The organism is Pseudomonas sp. JDS28PS106 (assembly GCF_036706555.1).
Classification (GTDB): Bacteria; Pseudomonadota; Gammaproteobacteria; order Pseudomonadales; family Pseudomonadaceae; genus Aquipseudomonas.
The window spans coordinates 195,781-219,325 of the sequence record NZ_JBAJGT010000007.1 but is presented as its reverse complement, the minus strand read 5'-3'; the positions used below and the strand labels follow the sequence as shown (position 1 = coordinate 219,325).

15 protein-coding genes are annotated in these 23,545 nt (G+C 62.5%); 4 read left to right on the top strand and 11 right to left on the bottom strand.

Annotation, left to right across the window (positions count from 1 at the left end; genetic code table 11):
* The first annotated feature begins 8 nt into the window (after positions 1-8).
* Together TRP66_RS14265 and TRP66_RS14260 are read left to right on the top strand one after the other, a co-directional pair.
* On the top strand, positions 9-542 hold the full coding sequence (locus tag TRP66_RS14265) for a M48 family metallopeptidase (protein WP_333403738.1): 534 nt from the start codon (positions 9-11) through the stop codon (positions 540-542).
* 16 nt (positions 543-558) lie between these two features.
* Entirely contained in the window at positions 559-855 is a 297-nt protein-coding gene (locus TRP66_RS14260; RefSeq protein WP_333403736.1) for a winged helix-turn-helix domain-containing protein, read from the top strand.
* Positions 856-863: 8 nt separating this feature from the next.
* On the opposite strand, the gene TRP66_RS14255 is transcribed toward TRP66_RS14260, so the two are convergent.
* The gene (locus TRP66_RS14255) at positions 864-1,322 is read right to left on the bottom strand and encodes a GNAT family N-acetyltransferase (RefSeq protein WP_333403734.1); all 459 of its coding nucleotides are present in this window, start codon (positions 1,320-1,322) and stop codon (positions 864-866) included.
* Between the two features lie 211 nt (positions 1,323-1,533).
* On the opposite strand from TRP66_RS14255, the gene TRP66_RS14250 reads away from it, so the two are divergent.
* On the top strand, positions 1,534-2,289 hold the full coding sequence (locus TRP66_RS14250) for a substrate-binding periplasmic protein (protein ID WP_333403732.1): 756 nt from the start codon (positions 1,534-1,536) through the stop codon (positions 2,287-2,289).
* On the opposite strand, the gene yccS is transcribed toward TRP66_RS14250, so the two are convergent.
* The 10 genes from yccS to aceE form a co-directional block, all read right to left on the bottom strand.
* Positions 2,252-4,450 (bottom strand): YccS family putative transporter, encoded by a 2,199-nt coding sequence (yccS, locus tag TRP66_RS14245; RefSeq protein ID WP_333403730.1) that lies wholly within the window; start codon positions 4,448-4,450, stop codon positions 2,252-2,254. The genes TRP66_RS14250 and yccS overlap by 38 nt on opposite strands.
* A gap of 125 nt (positions 4,451-4,575) precedes the next feature.
* A complete protein-coding gene (locus TRP66_RS14240; RefSeq protein WP_333403728.1) occupies positions 4,576-5,754 on the bottom strand; it encodes an NAD(P)/FAD-dependent oxidoreductase in 1,179 nt (392 codons plus the stop codon).
* Between the two features lie 154 nt (positions 5,755-5,908).
* Entirely contained in the window at positions 5,909-7,288 is a 1,380-nt protein-coding gene (gene dbpA / locus TRP66_RS14235; protein ID WP_333403726.1) for an ATP-dependent RNA helicase DbpA, read from the bottom strand.
* Between the two features lie 206 nt (positions 7,289-7,494).
* Complete coding sequence (gene mdtD, locus TRP66_RS14230) at positions 7,495-8,907, bottom strand: multidrug transporter subunit MdtD (RefSeq protein WP_333403724.1); 1,413 nt, start codon at positions 8,905-8,907, stop codon at positions 7,495-7,497.
* Positions 8,908-8,917: 10 nt separating this feature from the next.
* Positions 8,918-10,243, bottom strand: coding sequence for a TldD/PmbA family protein (locus TRP66_RS14225; RefSeq protein ID WP_333403722.1), 1,326 nt, complete (start codon positions 10,241-10,243; stop codon positions 8,918-8,920).
* Positions 10,243-11,685, bottom strand: coding sequence for a TldD/PmbA family protein (locus TRP66_RS14220; protein WP_333403720.1), 1,443 nt, complete (start codon positions 11,683-11,685; stop codon positions 10,243-10,245). Before TRP66_RS14220 ends, TRP66_RS14225 begins: the two co-directional genes overlap by 1 nt.
* 101 nt (positions 11,686-11,786) lie before the next feature.
* Positions 11,787-12,434, bottom strand: a complete 648-nt coding sequence (gene msrA, locus TRP66_RS14215) for a peptide-methionine (S)-S-oxide reductase MsrA (protein ID WP_333403718.1) — start codon at positions 12,432-12,434, stop codon at positions 11,787-11,789.
* 150 nt (positions 12,435-12,584) lie between these two features.
* The gene (locus tag TRP66_RS14210; RefSeq protein WP_333403716.1) at positions 12,585-15,269 is read right to left on the bottom strand and encodes a sensor domain-containing phosphodiesterase; all 2,685 of its coding nucleotides are present in this window, start codon (positions 15,267-15,269) and stop codon (positions 12,585-12,587) included.
* A gap of 424 nt (positions 15,270-15,693) precedes the next feature.
* A complete protein-coding gene (aceF, locus tag TRP66_RS14205; RefSeq protein WP_333403714.1) occupies positions 15,694-17,331 on the bottom strand; it encodes a dihydrolipoyllysine-residue acetyltransferase in 1,638 nt (545 codons plus the stop codon).
* A gap of 140 nt (positions 17,332-17,471) precedes the next feature.
* Positions 17,472-20,117 (bottom strand): pyruvate dehydrogenase (acetyl-transferring), homodimeric type, encoded by a 2,646-nt coding sequence (aceE, locus tag TRP66_RS14200; protein ID WP_333403712.1) that lies wholly within the window; start codon positions 20,115-20,117, stop codon positions 17,472-17,474.
* 383 nt (positions 20,118-20,500) lie between these two features.
* Between aceE and glnE the strand changes: the two genes are divergently transcribed.
* Positions 20,501-23,443, top strand: coding sequence for a bifunctional [glutamate--ammonia ligase]-adenylyl-L-tyrosine phosphorylase/[glutamate--ammonia-ligase] adenylyltransferase (gene glnE, locus TRP66_RS14195; protein WP_333403710.1), 2,943 nt, complete (start codon positions 20,501-20,503; stop codon positions 23,441-23,443).
* Positions 23,444-23,545: the final 102 nt, after the last annotated feature.

Sequence of the window (23,545 nt, the reverse complement as noted above, 5' to 3'; positions counted from 1 at the left end):
AGGATCCCATGGCCAGCCAGTCCCCGGCTCTGCTCAAATACCTGCAAGCGTACCCGGCCGCGCTGCAGGACCAGGTGCGCCAGTTGATCGTTGAGGACCGGCTGGGTGATTACCTGCAGCAGCGCTATCCCGGTCGTCATCAGGTCCAAAGCGACAAGGCGCTGTACGCCTATGCCCTGGACCTCAAGCAGGAATTCCTGCGCAACGTGTCCGGGATCGACAAGGTGCTGTTCGATAACCGGCTCGACCTGACCCACCGCGCGCTCGGCCTGCACAGCAAGGTGTCGCGGGTGCAGGGCGGCAAGCTCAAGGCCAAGAACGAAATCCGCGTGGCATCGCTGTTCAAGGAGGCCGCGCCGGAGTTTCTGCGCATGATCGTGGTCCATGAGCTGGCCCACTTCAGAGAGTCCGAGCACAACAAGGCGTTCTACCAGTTGTGCGAGCACATGCAGCCCGGCTATCACCAGATCGAGTTCGACCTGCGTATCTACCTGACCTGGCGTGACCTGACGACGGCAAACAAGAACGTCGCCCTCAAATGACGAGAAAGGATTCGAGATGGAAGTCAGCAAGACCAAGAGCAGTTTCTATCGCCGCCTGTACGTGGCGTGGCTGATCGACTCGGGGACGGCGAGCAGCGTGCCGGCGCTGATGGAGGCGACCGGCATGCCGCGCCGCACGGCGCAGGATACCCTTGCCGCGCTGGCGGATCTGGACATCCACTGCGAGTTCGAACAGCAGGAAGGCGCGCGCAATCATGCCGGGCACTACCGGATACGCGACTGGGGCGCGATCGATCCCGACTGGATCAAACAACATCTGACAGACATCAAGTCAGTGCTGGGTTATCCGTGACCCTGCCGTTACTCCAGATCGCGACGCATACCGATGTGCGGGATGTCGTCTTCCAGATACACCTCACCGACGGCGTTGAAGCCGTAGCGGCTGTAATAACCCTGTAAATGCGCCTGCGCCGACAGGTAGATCGGCTGATCGGGCCATTTGCTTTCAGCATGTTCCAATGCCTGGGTCATCAGTTCGTGACCGATGCCGCGGCTGCGAATCGACGGCGCGGTCACTACCCGGCCGATGGTGACGTCGCCATTCTGCTGGATCGGGTCCAGCAGGCGCAGGTACGCCACCAGCTCGCCTTCGCGCCAGGCCATGAGGTGGCAGGTGTCGCCGCTCAGGTCTTGCCCGTCCACGTCCAGATAGGCGCATTGCTGCTCGACCACGAACACCTCGGCCCGCAATTTCAGGACTGCATAGAGCTGTTCGATGCTCAGCTCGGTGTGGTGTTTGCAGATCCAGTTGATAGACATGTCGCCAACTCGCAGAGAAATCAGATGCGAAGTCTAAACGCATCTCGGCGCATTCCCCAACATGGCCGGCATTTTCTCGAGCCATCAGCTGTCACGGGTTGTCGAATCCGCTGATCGGGTCTTCAATCAAACCCTGGCGGCGCTCTATTGATAGCGGCCTCGTGGCCGATGAGATGGGATCGGGCAATGTGCCCTTCGCAGGAAGTCGAGCATGTCGCGATGGGTTCGGGCAATCGGATTACTGGGGATTCTCGTGATCGCTCAGGCAGGCGCGGCGGAACGGCTGCGGCTGGTGGCGGACGTCTGGCCGCCGTTCACGGATGCCAGCCTGCCCAATGGCGGTCTGGCGACCGATCTGGTCAGTACGGCGTTGCGGCGTGCCGGTTATGCCACCGTCTACGAACAGGTGCCCTGGGCGCGTGCGATGCTCGGTCTGAGCGAAGGTCGCCACGATGTCCTGATCAATGCCTGGTTCAGTCATGAGCGCACCCATATCGGCGAGTTTTCCCGCGAATACCTTGTCAACCGGATCCGCTTTCTCAAGCGCAAGGACTCGGCGATCAGCTATCGCAGTCTGGCTCAACTCAATGACCATCTGATAGCAGTGGTGCGCGGTTATGCCTACTTCCCGGCTTTCGACGAAGCCCCCCATCTCAAGAAGTTTCCGGTGCACAACTTTTCGATGGCCGCGCGCCTGCTGGCAATGGGCAGGGTCGATCTGGCGCTGGACGACGAATACGTCGCTCTTCACAACCTGGCCCTGGAGCCCGACGAGGTGCGTGACAGGCTCGAATTCCTGCCCGGATCACTCTCCGAGAACAGCCTGCACATTCTGGTCAGCCTGAAAAACCCGCATCACACCGAGATCGTCGCCGCGTTCGACCGGGAGATCGCCGCCATGAAAGCGGACGGCAGTTATGAGGATCTATTCAGACGGCATGGCCTGGCGCCGGCTCCGGACTCTTGATCAAGTGCGCGGCCAGCGTTCTCAACGGGGCCAGCTGACGGCAGATCAACGCCAATTGGGTCTGTACCAGGCGCTGGCTTTCGTCCAGTTCGTCGGGCATCTGCTCCAGCTGCGCCGCCAGAGCATCTTCCGCATCGCTTTGCACCGCCACCGGCTGCTTGTCCGCCAGGCATCGGGCAATTTCGTCGATGCTGGCCGCCAGCGTCGCGCCCGCGCCGTCGATCAACTGCTCGTGAACGTCCGCGGGTAACTGGGTATCGCGATGCGCGCCAAGGCCCGAGAGGTAGCTGAGCAGCGTGTGTGACAGCACCAGGAAGCGGAAACCGACGTCGGCCTCCTTGCGGAAGTGCCCCGGCTCCATGAGCATGTTCGCCAGGGTCGTCGACAGCGCCGCGTCGGCGTTGTGAGCGTTGCGCCGCGCCAGCCGGTAAGCGAGGTTGTCGCTCTTGCCCTGGGCGTACTGCTGCATGATCTGCCGCAGATAGATGCTGTTGCAGGTCAAGGTGTTGGCGAGCACCTTGTTCAGGCGGCGTCCCTGCCAGTCCGGGAGGAACAGGAACACTGCAAGGCCTGCGATCAGGCTGCCCAGCAGAGTGTCGAACAGCCGCGGCAGGAACAGGCCGTAGCCGTCGCCGACCTGATTGAAGCAGAAAAGCACCATGACCGTGATCGCCGCGGTGGACAGCGTATAGCGGGTAGTGCGATTGACGAAGAACACCACGCCGGCGATCACCGCGCACATCGATTGCAGGATCGGGCTGGTGACCAGCGCGAACAGTGCCCAGCCCACTGTCAGGCCAATGGCCGTGCCGACGATCCGCTGGCCGAGCTTGATGCGCGTCGCGCCGTAGCTCGGCTGACAGACGAATACCGTGGTCAGCAGAATCCAGTAGCCCTGGGAAGGGTGAATCAGATGCACCATCGCGTAGCCCACCGTCAGCGCCAGGGGCAGGCGCAGGGCATGGCGGAACAGCAAAGACGTGGGCGTCATCTGCAACCGCAGCCGGGTCCAGACGTCCTTGAGGCTGCGTGGCGAGCGGTCCAGCAGGCTGCTGTCGCTGGCCTCTGCCAGCGCATCGGGATTGCTGGCGTCGCTGATCAAGCGATCCAGCGTCGTCAGGTTGGCCGCCAGCGCGCGTAGCGAACGTAGCAGGCCGCGCCATGCGGGATTGCTCTGGATGCGCAGGTGTTCGAGGGATGCATGCAGATCCTCCATCGCTTCGGCGAAGCTGGGGTCGTACACGAACGGCTGGCGCAGTTGAATGGATTCCGATAGCGCCTGGCAGGCGACGCCTTGCTGGCGCAGCAGACGCTGGCAACGGAACAGCACATCGCTGTGGAAAAACGCTTCGGCCAGCGAGTTGTAAGGGTAGTGCGAGGAGCTGGCGCGCTCGTGGATATCCTGGGCGATGAAGTACAGCTTCAGATAACGGCTGACCTTGGAGCCCGGCCGCCCGCTGCCGACCCGGTGCAGAATGATTTCCTTGGTGGCATTGAGCGCGGCCACGACCCGCCCGTTCTGCCGCGCCAGTTCGAGACGTCGGGCTTCGACGTCCAGCGTGCGGATCGGCTCGAACAGCGTCGACTTGAGCTTGAGATACTGGCCCAGCTCGCGAAACAGCCGGGCCAATGCCTGCTGCACGGGCTGGTTGGCGAACAGCATCTGCCAGAGCACCGACAGCAGTCCGTACCAGGCGGCACCGGCGACCAGCAGCATCGGCTCGTGCCAGAAGTCCAGCACCTGGCCGCCGCGCTGGTCGACGCCGATCATGGTGTACACCGACAGGATCAGCGTGCCATAGGAAATGGCACCGTAACGCTCCCCCAAGGCGCCCAGCATCGTCAGGCTGAAGCTGGCAATCGCCATGGCGCAGACGAAGATCCACGGGTAGGGAAAGAGCAGTTCCACGGCCAGCGCGGCGATGCTGAAACACACCAAGGTCACGGCCAGCGCGTTGAGACGTCCCTGCCAGCTGTCGTCGGTTTCGGCCAGAGCGCAAGCGATGACCCCTAGAAACAGCGGGATCAGCAGGTTCATTTCGTTCTGGTACCAGCACAGCGCCATGCTGCCGGTCAGCGCAATGAAAACCCGAACGCTATAGCTGAATTTATCCAGTGCCCATAACCGGCGAAACGTATGACGCAGTGAGGTCGATGCCATGTAGGAAGTGACGGCCTTTAGTCGCGATTGATCGAGTCTTATGTACAGCCCCGAGCGCGGGCTGTACATCCATCAGGCAAGATTTATTCCGGATCGGGGTGTAAACCGGGTGCTGCGTCGCGATGTCACACGTACTGCGCCGCAGCAAAGGCCGATGCCCAGGCCCACTGGAAATTGAAGCCGCCGAGATGGCCGCTGACGTCCAGCACTTCGCCGATGAAATACAGGCCCGGCGATTTCAACGACTCCATGGTCTTGGAAGACACTTCTCGCGTATCGACCCCGCCGAGCGTGACTTCCGCCGTGCGATAGCCTTCGGTTCCGGCCGGCACCACTTCCCAGTTCGCCAGTTTTTCGGCGATATCCGCCAGTTCGGCATGGGTGTACTGCTTCATCGGGCGCGACGCGAACCAGTGTTCGGCGATCAGATTGGCCATCTTTTTGGTGAAGATTTCGCCGAGCAACGTCTTGAGTTCGGCGTTCGGACGCTCGGCCTGTTGCTGGGTCAGCCAGGCGGGCACATCGTGGTCCGGCAGCAGGTTGATCTGTACGGTGTCGCCGGGTTGCCAGAACGAGGAAATCTGCAGGATCGCTGGCCCGCTCAGGCCGCGATGGGTGAACAGGATGTTTTCGCGAAAGCTGACGTCGTTGCAGCTGACCAGACAGTCGACCGAAGTACCGGACAGCTCGACGCACAGTTCCTTGAGCTGGTCGGTGATGGTGAACGGCACCAGACCGGCGCGGGTCGGCAGCACGTTGTGGCCGAACTGCTTGCCGACCTGATAACCGAAACCGGTCGCGCCCAGAGTCGGGATCGACAGGCCACCGGTGGCGATCACCAGCGACTCGCACTGCACCGTGCCCAGGGTCGTCTGCAGGCTGTAGCCGGTTTCGAGTCTTTCGATGTGCTGCACCGAAGTGTCCATATGAAGGCTGGCGCCAGCCTGGCGGCATTCCTCCAGCAACATCTCCAGAATGTCGCTGGACTTGTTATCGCAGAACAGCTGGCCGAGTTTCTTCTCGTGATAAGGCACGCCATGCCGGGCGACCATCTCGATGAAGTCCCACTGCGTATAGCGCGCCAGTGCCGACTTGCAGAAGTGGGGGTTCTGCGACAGGAAGTTGGCAGGCTCGGTGTACATGTTGGTGAAGTTGCAGCGCCCGCCGCCCGACATCAGGATTTTCTTGCCCGGCTTGTTGGCATGGTCGATCACCATGACCTTGCGCCCGCGCGCGGCGGCGGTGAATGCGCACATCAGGCCTGCGGCGCCAGCGCCGATGATTACAACGTCAGTAACGGGCACAGCGGGGTTCCTCTCAGAGGCAGGTTTGCAGGCTTGGAGTGGGCGGGAGCTTGCTCGCGACAGGACCGGTACGACCACAGTAATGGTTGCGGCTGAAATGCGTCGTCGCGACCAAGCTCCCTCCCACAGGTTTCATCAGAATGGCGAAAGCGTGTCAGAGAATCCGCACACGCAGGGACTTGCCCTTGATCTTGCCGTTGTTCAAGCGATCCAGCGCCTGGCGGGCGACGCTGCGGTCGACGGCGACATAGGCCTGGAAGTCGAAGATCGCGATCTTGCCGACCTGATCGCCCGGAATCCCGGCCTCGCCGGTCAGCGCGCCGAGGATATCGCCTGGACGCAGCTTGTCCTTGCGGCCCGAGCCGATGCACAGCGTGGTCATGGCCGGGATCAGCTTGCCGCCGTCCTTGACGGTCAGATTGTCGTACTGCTGCCAGTTGAGTGGCGCCTTCTGCAATTCCTCGATGGCGCGGGCGCGCTGGCTCTCGGCCGGGGCGACGAGGCTGACCGCAATCCCGGTTTCGCCGGCGCGACCGGTGCGGCCAACGCGGTGGATATGGATTTCCGAATCGCGGGCCAGCTCGACGTTGATCACCATGTCCAGCGCATCGATATCCAGGCCGCGGGCCGCCACGTCGGTGGCGACCAGCACGCAGGTGCTGCGGTTGGCGAACATGGCGAGCACCTGATCGCGGTCACGCTGTTCGAGGTCGCCATGCAGCCCGACCGCCGACATGCCCTTGGCGGTCAGGTGATCGACCACTTCCTGGACCTGTTGCTTGGTGAAGCAGAAGGCCACGCACGAAGCAGGGCGGAAATGACCGAGCACCTTGACCACGGCTTCGAGGCGCTGCTGCGGCGCGATTTCGTAGAAGATCTGTTCGATCTGGCTGTCGGCATGCAGCGTCTCGACCTTCACGGTCTGCGGGTCGCGCATGAACTTCGACGCCAGTTGCTTGATTCCTGCCGGGTAGGTCGCGGAGAACAGCAAAGTCTGACGGCGCTCCGGTGTCTGCTCGATGATGTCGGCGATAGCGTCGTAGAAACCCATGTCGAGCATGCGGTCGGCCTCGTCGAGGATCAGCGTGTTCAGGCCGTCCAGCACCAGCGAGCCCTTGCGCAGGTGCTGCTGGATGCGGCCCGGCGTGCCGACGATGATGTGCGCGCCATGCTCCAGCGATCCGATTTGCGGGCCAAAGGCGACGCCGCCGCACAGGGTCAGCACCTTGATGTTGTCTTCCGAGCGCGCCAGACGACGAATCTCTTTCGCCACCTGATCCGCCAGCTCGCGGGTCGGGCACATCACCAGCGCCTGACAGCCGAAGAAACGCGGGTTGATCGGGTTCAGCAGACCGATGCCGAACGCCGCCGTCTTGCCGCTACCGGTCTTGGCCTGAGCGATCAGGTCCTTGCCCTTGAGAATCACCGGCAGGCTCTGCGCCTGAATCGGCGTCATTTCGGCATAACCAAGCGACTCCAGGTTAGCCAGCATGGCGGCGGACAGAGGCAGCGTGTTGAAAGCGGTGTTAGTCACGGCGGTGGACCTGCGAAACAAAAATGTCGCGCAGTGTATCAGGTCGCGGGTCCGGCTATGGGCGTGGCGATAAAAGGCATTCGCGATCGCGTTATGCCTATCGCCAGCAAGCTGGCTCCCACGGGTTGTCCGTTTTCGCTTTGAAATGCGGGCGCTGTGGGAGGGAGCTTGCTCGCGACGAACGATGACACGATGTTCGAGGCCGATCAGGCGGCCGGCGCGGTCTTCGCTTGGCGCGACGGCAACTGCAGGAATATCCCCGCCGCCAAAATCGCCAGCACACCGACGCACAGGAAGGTCAGCTGGAAGGCTTCCAGCACATTGCTGGCCTCGCCGGTGCCCATGTCTTCGGTAAAGCCACCCAGCAGCGCGGCGGCGCAGGCGACGCCCAGGCTCAGGGCCAGCTGCGCGACCACCGACAGCAGGCTGTTGCCGCTGGCGGCGCTGGCGTCGTCCAGGTCGATGAGCGTCACCGTGTTCATCGCCGTGAATTGCAGCGAGTTCACTGCACCCAGCAAGCCGAGATGAACCAGCAGTACCCAGTACGGCGTCTGCTGATCGACCAGCGCCAGACTCGCCAGCAGCACCCCCAGCAGCACGGTATTGCCGGTCAGAATGATGCGATAACCCAAGTGATCGATCAGCCAGCGCGCCACGGTCTTGGCGAACATTCCTGCGGCGGCCAGCGGCAGCATGCTCATGCCGGCCTGGGAAGGGGAATAACCCAGCGCGACCTGCAACAGCAGCGGCACCAGGAACGGCAGGGCGCCGCTGCCGAGGCGGGCGAACAGGTTGCCGAGGATGCCGACCGCGAAGGTACGGGTGCGAAACAGCGACGGCGCGAACAGCGGAAACTCCACATGTCCGGCCCGCAGCCAGTAAGCCGCGAGACAGCCCATGCCGGCGAACAGCAGCAACACCACGCGCATGTGCGGCAGATGCAGTTCGCCGAGGCCCTCCAGCGCGATGGTGATCAGCACCATGGCTGCGCCGAACAGGATGAATCCGGTGCCGTCGAAGCGGGTGCGAGCACCGCCGGCGATATCCGGGATGTAATGCTGGACGGCATAACAGCCCAGGATGCCGACCGGAATATTGATCAGGAAGATCCAGTGCCAGCTCATGTACTCGACCATCCAGCCGCCCAGCGTCGGGCCGAGCAGCGGGCCAAGCAGGCCTGGCACGGTGATGAAGCCCATGATCCGCACCAGCTCCGAGCGCGGATACACGCGCAGCACGATCAGCCGCCCGATGGGTAGCATCAGCGCGCCGCCCAAGCCCTGGATGATCCGGGCGCCCACCAGCATGTTCAGCGAGTTGGACAATGCGCACAGCAGCGAGCCGAAGCTGAACAGCAGGATCGCGCTGAAGAAGATCCGCTTGATGCCGAACCGGTCGGCGATCCAGCCCGAAGCCGGAATCAGCAGGGCGATGGTCAGCATGTAGGCGATGACCACCGACTGCATGCGCAGTGGATCTTCCGCCAGCGATGCCGCCATCGAGGGCAGCGCCGTGTTGAGAATGGTGCCGTCCAGGCTCTGCATGAAAAACGCGATTGCGATGACCCAAGGCATCCATCGCAGGGTTTTCTCGTCCAGTTGAGGTGTCGTCGTCGGCATGCAGGCCCGCTTACAGAGTGAGTGTCAGTCGGCTGATGAGTGCGCCGGGCAAATGGCTGGAAGCTGTCTGGCGCTGACTATAGGTACTTGTCGACAGGATGAGTTCCCGCTCTTTGGTGAGATTTTCCAGCGCGCTGCCCAGCAGGCTGTAGGCGCTGTCGTCGAAACGCATGGTGCTGACCGGGGCGACGATTCGACCGTCTTCGACCCAGAAGGTGGCGAAGCGGGTCATGCCGGTCAGGCGCGCGGCGGGCTGGTCGGAGAAGTTCAGATACCAGAGATTGCCGATGTACAGCCCGGTGCCGAGCTGCTCAAGAACATCGTCCAGCTCCAGCGATCCCCCCGCCATGTTCAGTGCGCTGGGCCATTCGCCGTAATCCGCGCCGTTGGCCTCCAGGCCATATTCGGCGGCGCTGCTGGAATCCACCAGACGCTCACGAGCCTGGCCGGCGACGATCAGATCCAGATCCCGGCGCGGGTAGCCTTCCTGGGAGAAGGCGGGCGACAGCGAGCCGCTGACTTGCTCGCTCACGTTGACCAGCGGGCTGAAGTTCGTTTCCCCGGCGTACAGCCGTTGCAGCGGGCTGCGCTTGCTGGCGATCGACTGCGCCGAAAAGCCGCCCCAGCACAGCATGCTCATGATCTCTTCCATCGCCGCCGGGGCCAGATAGGCGCGGTATTCGCCCGGCTCCAGCGTGCGCAGCGGTCTGCCGAGAAATTCCAGCTGCTCGCGAGCCTGTTCGAAACGACGCTCGAAGACCGCTTCGTCCCATTGATGACCGGCATAGTTGGCCTTTACGGCCTGGCCGTTGGCGTGGAACAGGCTCCAGTCGAAGTTGAAGCTGTTTGCCTCATGCCAGCCCAACGCACCCCAGGAGCTGGCGAAACCGCGATAGATGGGGCCGGCCGCGTAGAAGCCCACCAGATCCAGGTCGGCGGACAAGGTGTCGATACGCCCGACCACGTCGCCGCTGTCGGGCAACGCGCCGGCCTGTCGGTTCTCGGTGGCCCATGCCTCAATGTTGGGCAACAGGTAGGGGTCCTTGGCGAGCGCGGGCAGGGTGTCGCGCAGTTGCCGCAGCGCATCGCCCAGGCGCTGGCTGTCATTCTCCGCCTCGCCCGACAGCGTCAGCTCGATATCGGCATGACGACCGTCATCAATGAGCTTGAGGGTGACACTCGCCTGCCGCACATGGCCAGCTTGTCGTACCCGGCCGTGATTGAAGCGGATGAAATCCGATGCTTCGGCGTTGTAGGCCAGGGTGAAGTGCTCGTCCGGGCGCAGAGCCGCTCGCAGCCCGGCGACCAGCGCCTCGAATTGCTGTTGGTGCGACATCAGGCATCTCCTCCGAACACGTCTACGCCAGCGAATACGCAGGCTGGCGAAGCATGCCCGACCCGGATCACCTGATTGGGCTCGCCCTTGCCGCAGTTGGGCGTGCCCAGCACCTTGAAGGTGCTGGCATCGCCGACGGCCACGAGGCTTTTCCAGAAGTGCGCGGAAATCGCACGATAGTTGGGGTTCTTGACCACGCCCTTGAGTTTGCCGTTTTCGATGAGCTGGCCCCATTCGCAACCGAACTGGAACTTGTTGCGCGCATCGTCGATGGACCATGAGCGGTTGGTCGACATCAGGATGCCGCGCTCGATGTTGCCGATCAGACTCTGCATCGACTGATTCCCCGGTTCGATGTTGAGATTGGCCATGCGGTCGATGGGCGCGCGGTTCCAGTTGCACGCGCGGCTGTTGGCCACGCCTGGCAGGCCGCAGCGATGCTGCGACAGCGCGCCGCCGAGCGGGCGTTGCAGCACGCCGTCGCGGATCAGGAACTGCTTGCTGGCCTCGGTCCCTTCGTCATCGTGGCCGTAGCTCGCCAGTTGCTCGGGGATCTCGGGGTCGAAGGTCACGTTGAGCAGCGGTGAGCCGTATTGCAGCGTGCCGAAGTCGCTCAACTGGACGAAACTGGTTCCCGCGTAATTGCGCTCGTCGCCCAGGATCCGGTCCAGCTCCAGCGGATGACCGATGGACTCGTGGATCTGCAACACCATCTGGTCCGGCATCAACAAGAGGTCGCGCGGTCCGGCCGGTGTGTTTGGCGCCAGAATCAACTGCAACGCCTGATCGGCGACCTGCGCCGCTGCGTCGATAAGACCGCAGGCCGCGAGGACCTCGGCGCCGCCCTGCTGGCCGAAATTGTCACGGCCCAGGCTGCGGGTCTGGCTGTCGTGGCCGTCGTAGGCCGTGACGGTCATGCCCGGAAACACGAAACGCTGGGCCTGGCGGATTTCCGCGCCGGCGGTGTTGAGGTAGATCTGCTCGACGGTTTCCAGCCCCAGGCTGGCCTGCCAGTCCACGAAGCGTGGATCGGCGGGCACGGCATGGGATTCGGCCATCAACAGCTCGATGCAATCGCCCAGCGAGGGGAAGGGGTCGGCAAGATGCGGCGACAGGTAATCGCCCTTCGCGCTTGAGACCGCCTGATGAGTCAGGTCCAGCAGCGCATGCGGCGCCATTCGTCGGGCCAGGCTCTCGGCTTGCCGTAACGCCGCCTGCAGACCGGCCTGGGACAGGTCGTTGGTGGCGGCGTAAGCCTCGACCCCGTTGAGGCGCACCGTCAGCATCGCGCCTTGGTCGCTGCCCAGCGACGGCGGCTCGGCCACGTTCTTGCGGACTGACAGGTGTTGAGTGGTCCGGCGGACGTAGCGCAGGGAGAAGAACTGCGCCGAACTGTGCAGGGCGGCGAAGCGCTGTTTCAGGGGGATGGAGAAATGGAACATGCGGCGAGTCCTGGCTGGAGCCAAAGGGGGCTGATCGCCAGCAAGCTGGCTCCTACTCGGTTGGAGCCAGCTTGCTGGCGATATGTCTCGCTGACGAACGATCAGGCCGGCAGGCAGACGCCGGTGCCGCCCAGGCCGCAATAGCCTTGCGGGTTCTTCGCCAGGTATTGCTGGTGATACGCCTCGGCAAAGTAGAAGGTCGGCGCTTCGGCGATTTCGGTGGTGATCGAGCCCAGGCCGGCCTTGCTCAGTTCCGCCTGGAACGCCTGCTCGCTGGCCTTGGCCGCTTCGAGTTGTTCAGGCTTGGGGCAGTAGATCACGGAGCGGTACTGGGTGCCGATGTCGTTGCCCTGGCGCATGCCCTGGGTCGGGTTATGCGCTTCCCAGAACACCTTGAGCAAGGCTTCGTAGCTGATTTTTTCCGGCTCGTAGACCACCAGCACCACTTCGCTGTGACCGGTGAGACCGGAGCAGACTTCTTCATAGGTCGGGTTCGGAGTGATACCACCGGCGTAACCCACCGCCGTGCTGTACACGCCTTCCTGCTGCCACAGGCGACGTTCGGCGCCCCAGAAGCAGCCCATGCCGAAAATGGCGAATTCCACGTTCCCGGGGAAAGGACCCAGCAGCGGGTTGCCATTGACGAAGTGCTGATCGGGAACGGTCATGGGGGTTTCACGGCCCGGCAGTGCCTGGTCCGCGGTAGGGAGTACGTTCTTGTTCACCAGAATTTCCGAGCGCAGAGTCATGAACCATATCCTCTCGATGTGAGACAGGCAGCAGGGCCAGGACGGAAGAGCGTACCTATATGGGTGCGGTCGTCGCGCAAACAAGTGCTGCCGTGTTGAAACGGACCGACAGTGTGCCCGAGAGCGTCGAGCGCGAGAAGGGCTGCCTGATCAAGGACGACGGGAGTAGCGGTGCAGCTTCTCGATCAGTTCATCGCCCGCGATCGGCTTGTCGAACAGATAGCCTTGACCGACGTCGCAGCGATGCCGGCGCAGAAACGCCAGTTGCGCCGCCGTTTCGATGCCTTCGGCCACGACCTTGAGCTTGAGGTTGTGCGCCATGGCGATGACCGCCGAGGTGATCTCCATGTCGTCCTCGTCATCGGGAATGTCCCGGATGAAGCTGCGGTCGATCTTGATCACGTCGATGGGGAATTTCTTCAGGTAACTGAAGGACGAGTAACCGGTACCGAAGTCATCCATCGCCAGCGACAGGCCCAGACGTTTGAGCGAGTCCAGTTGCAGGCGCGTGTCCTCGGTGGCTTCCAGCAGCAGACCTTCGGTCAGTTCCAGTTCCAGCAGCGAGGCGTCGAGTGCTTCCTCGCGCAGGATCGCGGCGATGGACGAAACCAGTTCCGGATCGGAGAACTGCTTGGGCGATACGTTGATCGCCACTTGCAGATTGCCGAACCCGGCGGCGGTCAAGGCTTTGCTCATTCGGCAGGACTGGCGCGCGACCCACTTGCCGATCGGGATGATCAGGCCGGTTTCTTCGGCCACGCTGATGAACTGGTCCGGTCGGATCATGCCCTTTTCCGGATGATTCCAGCGCAACAGTGCTTCGAGACCGAGCAGGCGACCGGTTCGCAGGCAGAGTTTGGGCTGGTAGAACACGTCCAGCTCGTTCTGGGTCAGCGCGCGGCGCAGGTTGTTCTCGACGAACAGCTTGTAGCTGGCCTCGGCATTGAGCGCTTCGGTGAACACCTGCACCTGATGCTTGCCGTTGGCCTTGGCTTTGTGCAGCGCAAGCCCTGCATTCTTCATCAGCGTCTGCGGATCGCGACCATGCAGCGGAGCGCAGGCCAGGCCCACCGAGCCGGTCACGCTGATCAACTGGTTGTCGACGAACATCGGCTTGTCCAGCGTCGCCAGGACCTGGCTGGCGATGCTCTGGCCGGCCTCCAGACCGGTATGGTCGAGCAGAACCGCGAACTCGTTACTGGCAAAGCGCGCCAGTACGTCGGATGGGCTGAGGGTATTGCGCAGCCGCCGCGCCAGGCTGATCAACAGCTTGTCCCCGGTCTGATGGCCGAGGCTGTCGTTGATGCGCTTGAAGTTGTCGATGTCCACCAGCAGCAGGCTCATCTGCGAGTCGCTCTCGCGGGCGAAGCGCTCGTCGAGGTTGCGAATGAACGCCGGACGGTTCCCCAGGCTGGTGAGGTTGTCGGTGTACGCCAGTCGCTCGATGCGCTGTTGCGCCAGCTTGCTCTGGGTGATGTCTTCGTAAATGCCGATGTAGTGAGTCAGTTCGCGATTGTCGCCGTACACCTTGGAGATGGACAGCTGGCCCCAGTAAGGCTCCAGGTTCTTGCGGCGGCTCTTGAACTCGCCTTGCCAGCTATTGCTGCTGGTCAGACTCGAATTGGCTTCCAGCAGGAGTTCGTTGAGGTTTTCAAGTGCCGGCAGCTCCGAAAGCTTGTGACCGTGCACCTCGTCCGAGCTGTACTGGGTGATCGCCGTGAAGCTGGGGTTCACGTATTCGACCACGCCATCGCAGTTGACCAGCAGAAAAGCGCTGGCGCTCTGCTCCACCGCGCGCTGGAACAAATGCAGGGCATTGGTTGCCACGCGCCGGTTGTGGTTATTGATGACCTGGGCGAACTGGTCCGCCAGCTCGCCGGCGAAGGTGATCTCGTCAGGCTGCCATTCACGGGTTCCGCCGGTCTGTTCCAGGCAGAGCACGCCGACCACCTGGCCATCGATGCGAATGCTGGCATCGAGCACCGCGCTGATGCCCAGCGGCGAAAGCGCCTCGGCCAGGGAGCGAGTGCGCGGGTCGTCCTGCATGTTGCGCGCGTCGATGGCGCGACTGTTGTGCAAGGCTTCCAGGTAGTTGGGATAGAGGCTTATGTCGATGGGCGATCTGGGCTGGTAGTCGCCCGTCTGCCGGACATAGTCGGCGATCGACACCAGTTCGTTATCGTTCAGGCTCCAGATTCCCGCGCGGTCCACGTCATAAATGTCGCAGGCGCTTTTGGTGATCAGTTGCGCGGCTTCCTGAACCGAATTGGTCGCGCTGTAGCGCTGGCGGGTCAGATGCAGGATCAGATCCTGCTGGGCCCGCACGCGCTCCAGATGCGCAAGCTGATCGCGCTGGGCGCGCTGGTTCAGCTCCAGGGCGATCTGCAGCCTGGAATTCTGGGTTTCCAGGTCGCCGGAATCAGGCTCTCGCTCGACAGCAAGGACGTCGACGATCAGAAAATAGCCACGCAGCAGATGCCGGTTGTGCTGTTTGTAAGCCTCGCCGATTTCCACCACGCCCAAGGGTCCGCCCGGCGTGTGCAAGGTATAGCGAATGGTGTAATGAGTGGAGCCGCTCAGTTGTGCCTGAATTTCATCGTGCAGGCGATAGCGCGCCTCGGGTTCCATCAGGCTTGCGTAGGGTGAGCCAATCAGGGCGCAGAGATCCACGGCAGCGAGGCCGAGCTGTTTTTCACAGTTTGGATCGAGGTACAGCAGCGCCCAATTGGCTTCATTAAGCCGCTCGAAACGCAGCATGCCCAAGCGCGAGGGCACAGGCAATTGCGTCACTACCTCGGCTGCCGTTCTGCCGGCAGCATCGGTTTGGCTTTTCATCAACAAACTCGCTTCCGGAATACTGATCGCGGGGCGGACGGCCCACATCAATGACGCATGTGGCAAGGTTGCATCATGCGACGCGGGCTTACAAGAGGTGCAGTGGCTTAGTGCTATAAAAGTATGTCGGCAGCAAGCGGTAGATCTTCAATGCTGTCGAGCATCGCTGATGCGCGTAGGAGCCAGCTTGCTGGCGATAAACGCTTACAACCTCACACTCGCAAAGGTCGACCCGTTACGCGCATTGCTCAATGCCGACAGCAGCACGGCAGATCGCCAGCAAGGCGGAACGCCGCCCCGGTGGCTCCTACGAAGTCGGGAGGGCATCGGACAAAAAAAGCCCCGCTTGAGGGCGGGGTTGAGGTTCGAGCGTTGCTCGCAAATCGGGAGCGTTGGCCCGTCGTGATGACGGGCCGGCTCGGGCTTACAGCAGAATCGTGCGGATATCCGCCAGCAATTCGCTCAGGCGCTTGGTGAAGCGGGCAGCCGCGGCGCCGTTGATCACGCGGTGATCGTAGGACAGCGACAGAGGCAGCATCAGCTTCGGCTGGAAGGCTTTGCCGTCCCAGACCGGCTGGATGGTCGCTTTGGAAACACCCAGGATCGCCACCTCAGGCGCATTGACGATCGGCGTGAAGCCGGTACCGCCGATGTGACCGAGGCTGGAGATGGTGAAGCAGGCGCCCTGCATGTCGTTGGCGGTCAGCTTCTTGTTGCGGGCCTTTTCGGCCAGCGCAGCCGCTTCGGCGGCCAGTTGCAGCAGGCTCTTCTGGTCGACGTCGCGGATGACCGGGACCAGCAGGCCGTCCGGGGTGTCCACGGCGAAACCGATGTGCACGTACTTCTTGCGGATCACAGCCTTGCCGCTTGGCGCCAGCGAAGCGTTGAAGTCCGGCAGTTCCTTGAGCAGATGCGCGCAGGACTTGAGCAGCAGAGGCAGCACGGTCAGCTTGACGCCGGCCTTTTCCGCCACGGCTTTCTGCGCGACACGGAAAGCTTCCAGCTCGGTGATGTCGGCCTGGTCGAACTGGGTGACGTGCGGGATGTTCAGCCAGCTGCGATGCAGACCGGTCGCGCCCAGTTGCATCAGGCGGGTCATCGGCACTTCTTCGATTTCGCCGAAACGGCTGAAGTCGACTTCCGGAATCGGCTGGATGCCCATGCCGCCGCTCGCGCCGCCGGCCGGTGCTTCCTTGGCCTTTTGCATCATGGCCTTGACGTAAGCCTGTACGTCTTCCTTCAGCACGCGGCCGTGCGGGCCGGAAGCGCTGACGGCCGACAGCTCGACGCCGAACTCGCGTGCCAGCTGGCGAACCGCCGGGCCGGCGTGAACCTTGGCGCCGTCCTTGGCAGGCGCGGCGGCAGGTGCCGGGGCTTCGGCTTTAGGTGCAGGAGCAGCAGCCGGTGCGGCTTCAGCCTTGGCAGGGGCGGCGGCCGGTGCGCTGGCGGTCGGAGCAGGAGCGGCGGCAGGCGCGGCGCCTTCGACCTTGAGCTTGAGGATCAGGTCACCGGTGCCGACTTCCTGGTCCAGCTTGACTTCGATGCTTTCGACAACGCCGGCGGCCGGAGAAGGGATCTCCATGCTGGCCTTGTCCGATTCCAGGGTGATCAGCGACTGATCGGCCTGGATGCTGTCGCCGACCTTGACCATCAGTTCGATGATCTTAGCCTTGCCCGACGAGCCGATATCCGGCACGTGGATGTCCTGAACGGCAGCAGCAGCGGCAGGTGCAGGCGCGGCGGCGGGGGCAGGGGCAGCCTCGGCAGGCTTTTCAGCAGCAGCCGGAGCTGCGGCAGGTGCGGCCTCGGCAGGCGCGGCAGCCGCTTCGCCTTCGACTTCCAGCTCGAACAGCTCGTCGCCTTCTTTCAGGCGGTCGCCCAGCTTGACCTTCATGACCTTGATGACGCCAGCCTTGGGAGCAGGAATTTCCATGCTCGCCTTGTCCGACTCCAGCGTCAGAATGCTCTGGTCAGCTTCGATGCGATCACCGACCTTGACCATCAATTCAATGACTTCACCTTCACCGTTGCCGATGTCGGGTACGCGAATTAGCTCACTCACTATGTCTCTCCTTCGGAGAACCTGTTCACTCTCGATTACGCTGATTCAATTGCAGGAAAACAGCGTCGGATGCTCATTTACGTCAGGTAAATTCCGCATCCTCGGCTGTCTACGCTGGTCAGCGCTCTTGAAGCAGACTCTTAGCAGTCCAGTGGATTGCGTTTTTCAGGATCGATGCCGAACCGGGTAATGGCTTCCGCCACGACTTTAGGTTCGATATCGCCACGATCGGCCAAGGCTTCCAGGGCGGCCAGCACCACGAAGTGACGGTCGACTTCGAAGAAGTGACGCAGCTTCTTGCGGCTGTCGCTACGGCCGAAGCCGTCGGTGCCCAGAACTTTGTATTCCTTGGTCGGAACCCACTGACGAATCTGGTCAGCGAACAGTTTCATGTAGTCGGTCGATGCGATCACCGGACCCTTGCGGCCGTTGAGGCACTCTTCGACGTAGGTCAACTGAGGTTTCTGACCCGGGTGCAGGCGGTTGTAGCGCTCGACCGCCAGACCGTCGCGACGCAGTTCGTTGAAGCTGGTGACGCTCCAGACGTCGGCGCCGATATTGAACTCGTCGCGCAGGATCTTCGCCGCTTCGCGAACTTCACGCAGGATGGTGCCCGAGCCCAGCAACTGGACGTGGTGCGCCGCTTCCTTGGTGTCTTCTTCGAGCAGGTACATGCCCTTGATGATGCCTTCCTCGGCACCGGCCGGCATGGCTGGCTGCACGTAGGATTCGTTCATCACGGTCAGGTAGTAGAAGATGTCCTGCTGCTCTTCGAGCATCAGACGCATGCCTTCACGAACGATGACCGCCAGCTCGTAGCCGTAGGTCGGGTCGAAGGTGCGGCAGTTCGGGATGGTCGAAGCCAGGATGTGGCTGTGACCGTCTTCGTGCTGCAGACCTTCACCGTTGAGCGTGGTACGACCGGCGGTGCCGCCGACCAGGAAGCCACGGGTGCGGCTGTCGCCAGCGGCCCAGGCCAGGTCGCCGATACGCTGGAAGCCGAACATCGAGTAGAAGATGTAGAACGGCAGCATCGGCTGGTTGTGGTTGCTGTACGCAGTACCGGCCGCGATGAAGGAGGACATGGCGCCCGCTTCGTTGATGCCTTCTTCGAGGATCTGGCCCTTCTTGTCCTCGCGGTAGAACATCACCTGCTCTTTATCGACTGGCTCGTAGAGCTGGCCGACGGAGGAGTAGATGCCCAGCTGGCGGAACATGCCTTCCATACCGAAGGTACGGGCTTCGTCCGGAATGATCGGCACGATGCGCTGACCGACTTCCTTGTCCTTGACCAACTGCGCCAGGATGCGCACGAAAGCCATGGTGGTGGAGATTTCACGGTCGCCCGAACCGTCCAGGATGGCCTTGAGGGTTTCCAGTGGCGGAGTCGGCAGGCTGAAGCTCTGTGCGCGGCGCTGCGGCACGAAACCGCCCAGCGCGGCACGACGCTCGCTCAGGTAACGGGCTTCGGCGCTGCCTTCTTCAGGCTTGTAGAACGGCAGGGATTCGAGTTCCGCGTCCTTGACCGGGATGTCGAAGCGGTCGCGGAAGTGACGCAGGCTGTCGACATCGACCTTCTTGGTGTTGTGCGCGGTGTTCTTGGCTTCGCCGGCACCGGTGCCATAACCCTTGATGGTCTTGGCGAGGACCACGGTAGGCTGGCCCTTGTGGTTGACCGCCTGGTGGTAGGCCGCGTAGACCTTGTACGGGTCGTGACCGCCACGGTTGAGCTTCCAGATTTCGTCGTCGGACATGTCCGCGACCATCGCCTTGAGCTCAGGGGTGTTGAAGAAGTGCTCACGGACGAACGCGCCGTCCTTGGCCTTGTAGTTCTGGTACTCGCCGTCGATGACTTCGTCCATGCGGCGCTGCAGGATGCCGTCGACGTCTTTGGCCAGCAGCGGGTCCCAGAAACGGCCCCAGATGACCTTGGTCACGTTCCACTGGGCGCCACGGAATACGCCTTCCAGTTCCTGGATGATCTTGGCGTTGCCGCGTACCGGACCGTCCAGACGCTGCAGATTGCAGTTGACCACGAAGATCAGGTTGTCGAGCTTCTCGCGACCGGCCAGGGCGATGGCGCCCAGGGATTCCGGCTCGTCGGTCTCGCCGTCGCCCAGGAAGCACCAGACCTTCTGCTTGCCTTCCGGGATGAAGCCGCGGTGCTCCAGGTACTTCATGAAGCGTGCCTGGTAGATCGCCTGGATCGGACCCAGACCCATGGAGACGGTCGGGAACTGCCAGAAGTCCTTCATCAGCCACGGGTGTGGGTAGGACGACAGGCCCTGTCCGTCGACTTCCTGGCGGAAGTTGTTCATCTGGTCTTCAGTGATGCGACCTTCGAGGAACGCACGGGCGTACACGCCTGGCGATGCGTGACCCTGGAAGTAGATCAGGTCGCCGCCGTGTTCTTCGGTCGGGGCCTGGAAGAAGTAGTTGAAACCGATGTCATACAGCGTCGCACTGGAGGCGAAGCTGGAGATGTGACCGCCCAGGTCCGGGTCGTTCAGGTTGGTCTTGACGACCATGGCCAATGCGTTCCAGCGCACCAGCGAGCGAATGCGGCGTTCCATGAACAGGTCGCCAGGCATGCGTGCTTCGTGGGTGACGGGAATGGTGTTGCGGTAAGGCGTGGTGATGGCGTACGGCAACTGCGAGCCACTTCTGGTGGCCAGTTCGCCCATACGGGTCATCAGATAATGAGCACGGTCTTCGCCTTCTTTGTCGAGAACCGATTCCAGGGCGTCCAGCCATTCCTGGGTTTCGACGGGATCGAGGTCTTGCATGGCTTGCTCCAGGGCGGAAAGGCTTCCAGAATCGGTTGCCTGAGTTTGCGACTGGCCTTGTGGGCAGACGACATGAATTCTTGGATGACCGGAGGTGGCTCCGGCGGCGTGTAGTTTTACTACAAATCGTCAGTCATTTCAGCCCTACGGATTGTAGGCCCAGTAGTAAAACTACAGAGAAGCGAGCGTATCGCTTCTGTCGTGTTGTGAGATAAAACGTTACCGTTGCACAGGATCGAGTAGTTTTCAGGGAAAAACCGGCGCCGGCTGCTGCCTTGGCGGTTTTTCTGGCAATTAATCACCTTTGTTCGACATTCGTCGGTGTTGCATTGGGTCTTGCGGTCATGGCAGGTCGCCTCAGGTACGCCGAATCAGGATAGACCATGAGCCTTCCTTCGCTGACCGTTTTTCCCGACATTCTGCTGCCCGCCGCTGCCCGCGCCCGGCAAGCCTTTCATACTGCCGTCGCCGCTTTGTCGGACGAATCCCTGGCATCCTTCGCAAGCTGGCCCGAAGCCCGCCTGCAGGCATTCGACCGGGTTTGTGCCTGCAGCGATTTCGTCGCCGAGCAGGTCGTCCGCGACCCGTTGATGCTGCTGGAACTGGCGCAAGCCGGGGTGCTGGAACGCAGCTTCGCAACGGGCGAGCTGCGCGACCAGATCGCCACGGCGGCCCAGGCGGCCGACAGCGAAGACGAGTTGGGGCGTAATCTACGTCGGCAACGCATGCGACAGCAAGTGCGGATTATCTGGCGCGACCTGAGCCGTCAGGCCAATCTGATCGAAACCTGTCGCGATCTGTCGGACATGGCTGACGCCTGTATCGACCAGGCCTACCGCTGGTTATACACGCGCCACTGTCAGCAGTTCGGCACGCCGATCGGCCGCCGCAGTGGCGAGCCCCAGCATCTGGTCATTCTCGGCATGGGCAAGCTGGGCGCGGTGGAGCTGAACCTGTCTTCGGACATCGACCTGATCTTCGGCTATCCCGAAGGCGGCGAAACCACCGGGGTCAAACGCCCGCTGGACAATCAGGAATTCTTCATCCGCCTCGGCCAGCGGCTGATCAAGGCGCTGGACCCGGTCACCGTGGACGGCTTCGTGTTTCGCGTCGACATGCGCCTGCGGCCCTACGGCTCGTCCGGGGCGCTGGTGCTCAGCTTCAACGCGCTGGAACAGTATTACCAGGATCAGGGGCGCGACTGGGAGCGCTACGCCATGATCAAGGCCCGGGTGGTCGGCGGCGATCAGGCTGCCGGCGAGCAGTTGCTGGAGATGCTCCGGCCTTTCGTCTACCGCCGTTACCTGGACTTTTCGGCCATCGAAGCGCTGCGCACCATGAAGCAGCTGATCCAGCAGGAAGTGCGCCGCAAGGGCATGGCCGAGAACATCAAACTGGGCGCGGGCGGCATTCGCGAAGTGGAATTCATCGCCCAGGCGTTCCAGTTGATTCACGGCGGGCGCGACCTCAGCCTGCAGCAAAGGCCGCTGTTCAAGGTGTTGAGCACGCTGGAGGGGCAAGGCTACCTGCCGTCGGCGGTGACCAACGAACTGCGCGAAGGCTATGAATTCCTGCGTTACACCGAACACGCTATCCAGGCGATCGCTGACCGCCAGACCCAGATGCTGCCGGACAACGAACTGGATCAGGCCCGGATCGCCTTCATGATGGGCTTCGACAGCTGGCCGGCGTTTCACGAGCGCTTGATGCATTGGCGCGAGCGGGTGTCCTGGCATTTCCGCCAGGTGATTGCCGATCCTGATGAGGAGCAGGATGAAGGCGAGGTGACGGTCGGCGGCGAGTGGTTGCCTTTGTGGGAAGAGTCCCAGGACGAGGAAGCCGCCAGCCGGCAGTTGACCGAGGCCGGATTTGCCAACGCGCAGACCGCGCTCAGACAGCTTTCCAATCTGCGTGGCAGCCCGCAGTTGCGTTCGATGCAGCGCCTGGGCCGCGAGCGACTCGACGCCTTCATTCCGCGCCTGCTGGCCCAGGCGGTGGAGCATGAAAACCCCGATCTGGTGCTGGAGCGGGTGCTGCCTCTGGTCGAAGCGGTGGCGCGGCGTTCGGCTTATCTGGTGCTGCTGACGGAAAACCCTGACGCACTGCGTCGGTTGCTGACCTTGTGCGCCGCCAGCCCCTGGATCGCCGAGCAGATCGCGCGGTTCCCGCTGCTGCTCGATGAATTGCTGAACGAGGGGCGCCTGTTCAATCCGCCGCTGGCACCCGAGCTTGCCGCCGAACTGCGGGAGCGACTGGTGCGCATCCCTGAAGACGATCTTGAGCAGCAGATGGAGGCCCTGCGTCATTTCAAGCTCGCGCATCGTCTGCGCGTCGCGGCTTCCGAGATATCCGGCGGCCTGCCTCTGATGAAAGTCAGCGATTATCTGACCTGGCTGGCGGAGGCCATTCTGGAGCAGGTTCTGGCGCTCGCCTGGCGGCACACCGTCGCACGGCACGGCACCCCGCGTCGGCCCGACGGCAGTCCGTGCGATCCGGGCTTCATCATCGTCGGCTACGGCAAAGTCGGCGGCATCGAACTGGGGCACGGTTCCGACCTGGATCTGGTGTTCATTCATGACGGCGACCCGCAGGCCGAAACCGATGGCGCCAAGCCTCTGGACGGCGCGCAGTTCTTCACGCGCCTGGGGCAGCGGATCATCCATTTGCTGACCACGCAGACCAACTCCGGCCAGCTTTACGAGGTAGACATGCGTCTGCGACCTTCCGGCGCGTCCGGTCTGCTGGTCAGCTCGCTGGGCGCCTTCGACCGCTACCAGCAGAACGAGGCCTGGACCTGGGAACATCAGGCGCTGGTTCGCGCCAGAGTGCTGGTGGGCAGCCCGGACGTGGGCACTGCTTTCGAACAGGTCAGGACCCGGGTCCTGGGGCGCGAGCGCGACGTGGATACGCTGCGAAGCGAAGTCAGCGAGATGCGCGCCAAGATGCGCGATAACCTGGGCACCCGGATAACCGCGGCCGGAACCGCCGCCAATGCATTCGATGCCACAGTGCCCTTTGACCTCAAGCAGGACGCCGGAGGTATCGTCGATATTGAATTTATGGTGCAATACGCGGCCCTGGCGTGGTCCAGAGAGCATCCCGCGCTGGTGCGCTATACCGACAATATCCGGATTCTGGAAGGTCTGGAGCAGGCCGGTCTGTTGTCCGAGTCGGACGCCGGATTGTTGCGCGAGGCCTACAAGGCCTACCGCGCCGCGGCGCACCGTCAGGCCTTGCAGAACGAAGCGGGTATCGTGCGCGGTGACCAGTTCCAGGCCGAGCGGCGCGAAGTGATGCGGATCTGGGCGCAGATGGGGCTGAGCTGAGTCTCGGCGTCTGTAATGACTGTGTCATGGTCGCGTGCAGAGCTATATAAAAGATAGGACAGGGAGGCGGCGGGTTGTGTGGAGGTGTCACGCGGCCCGACC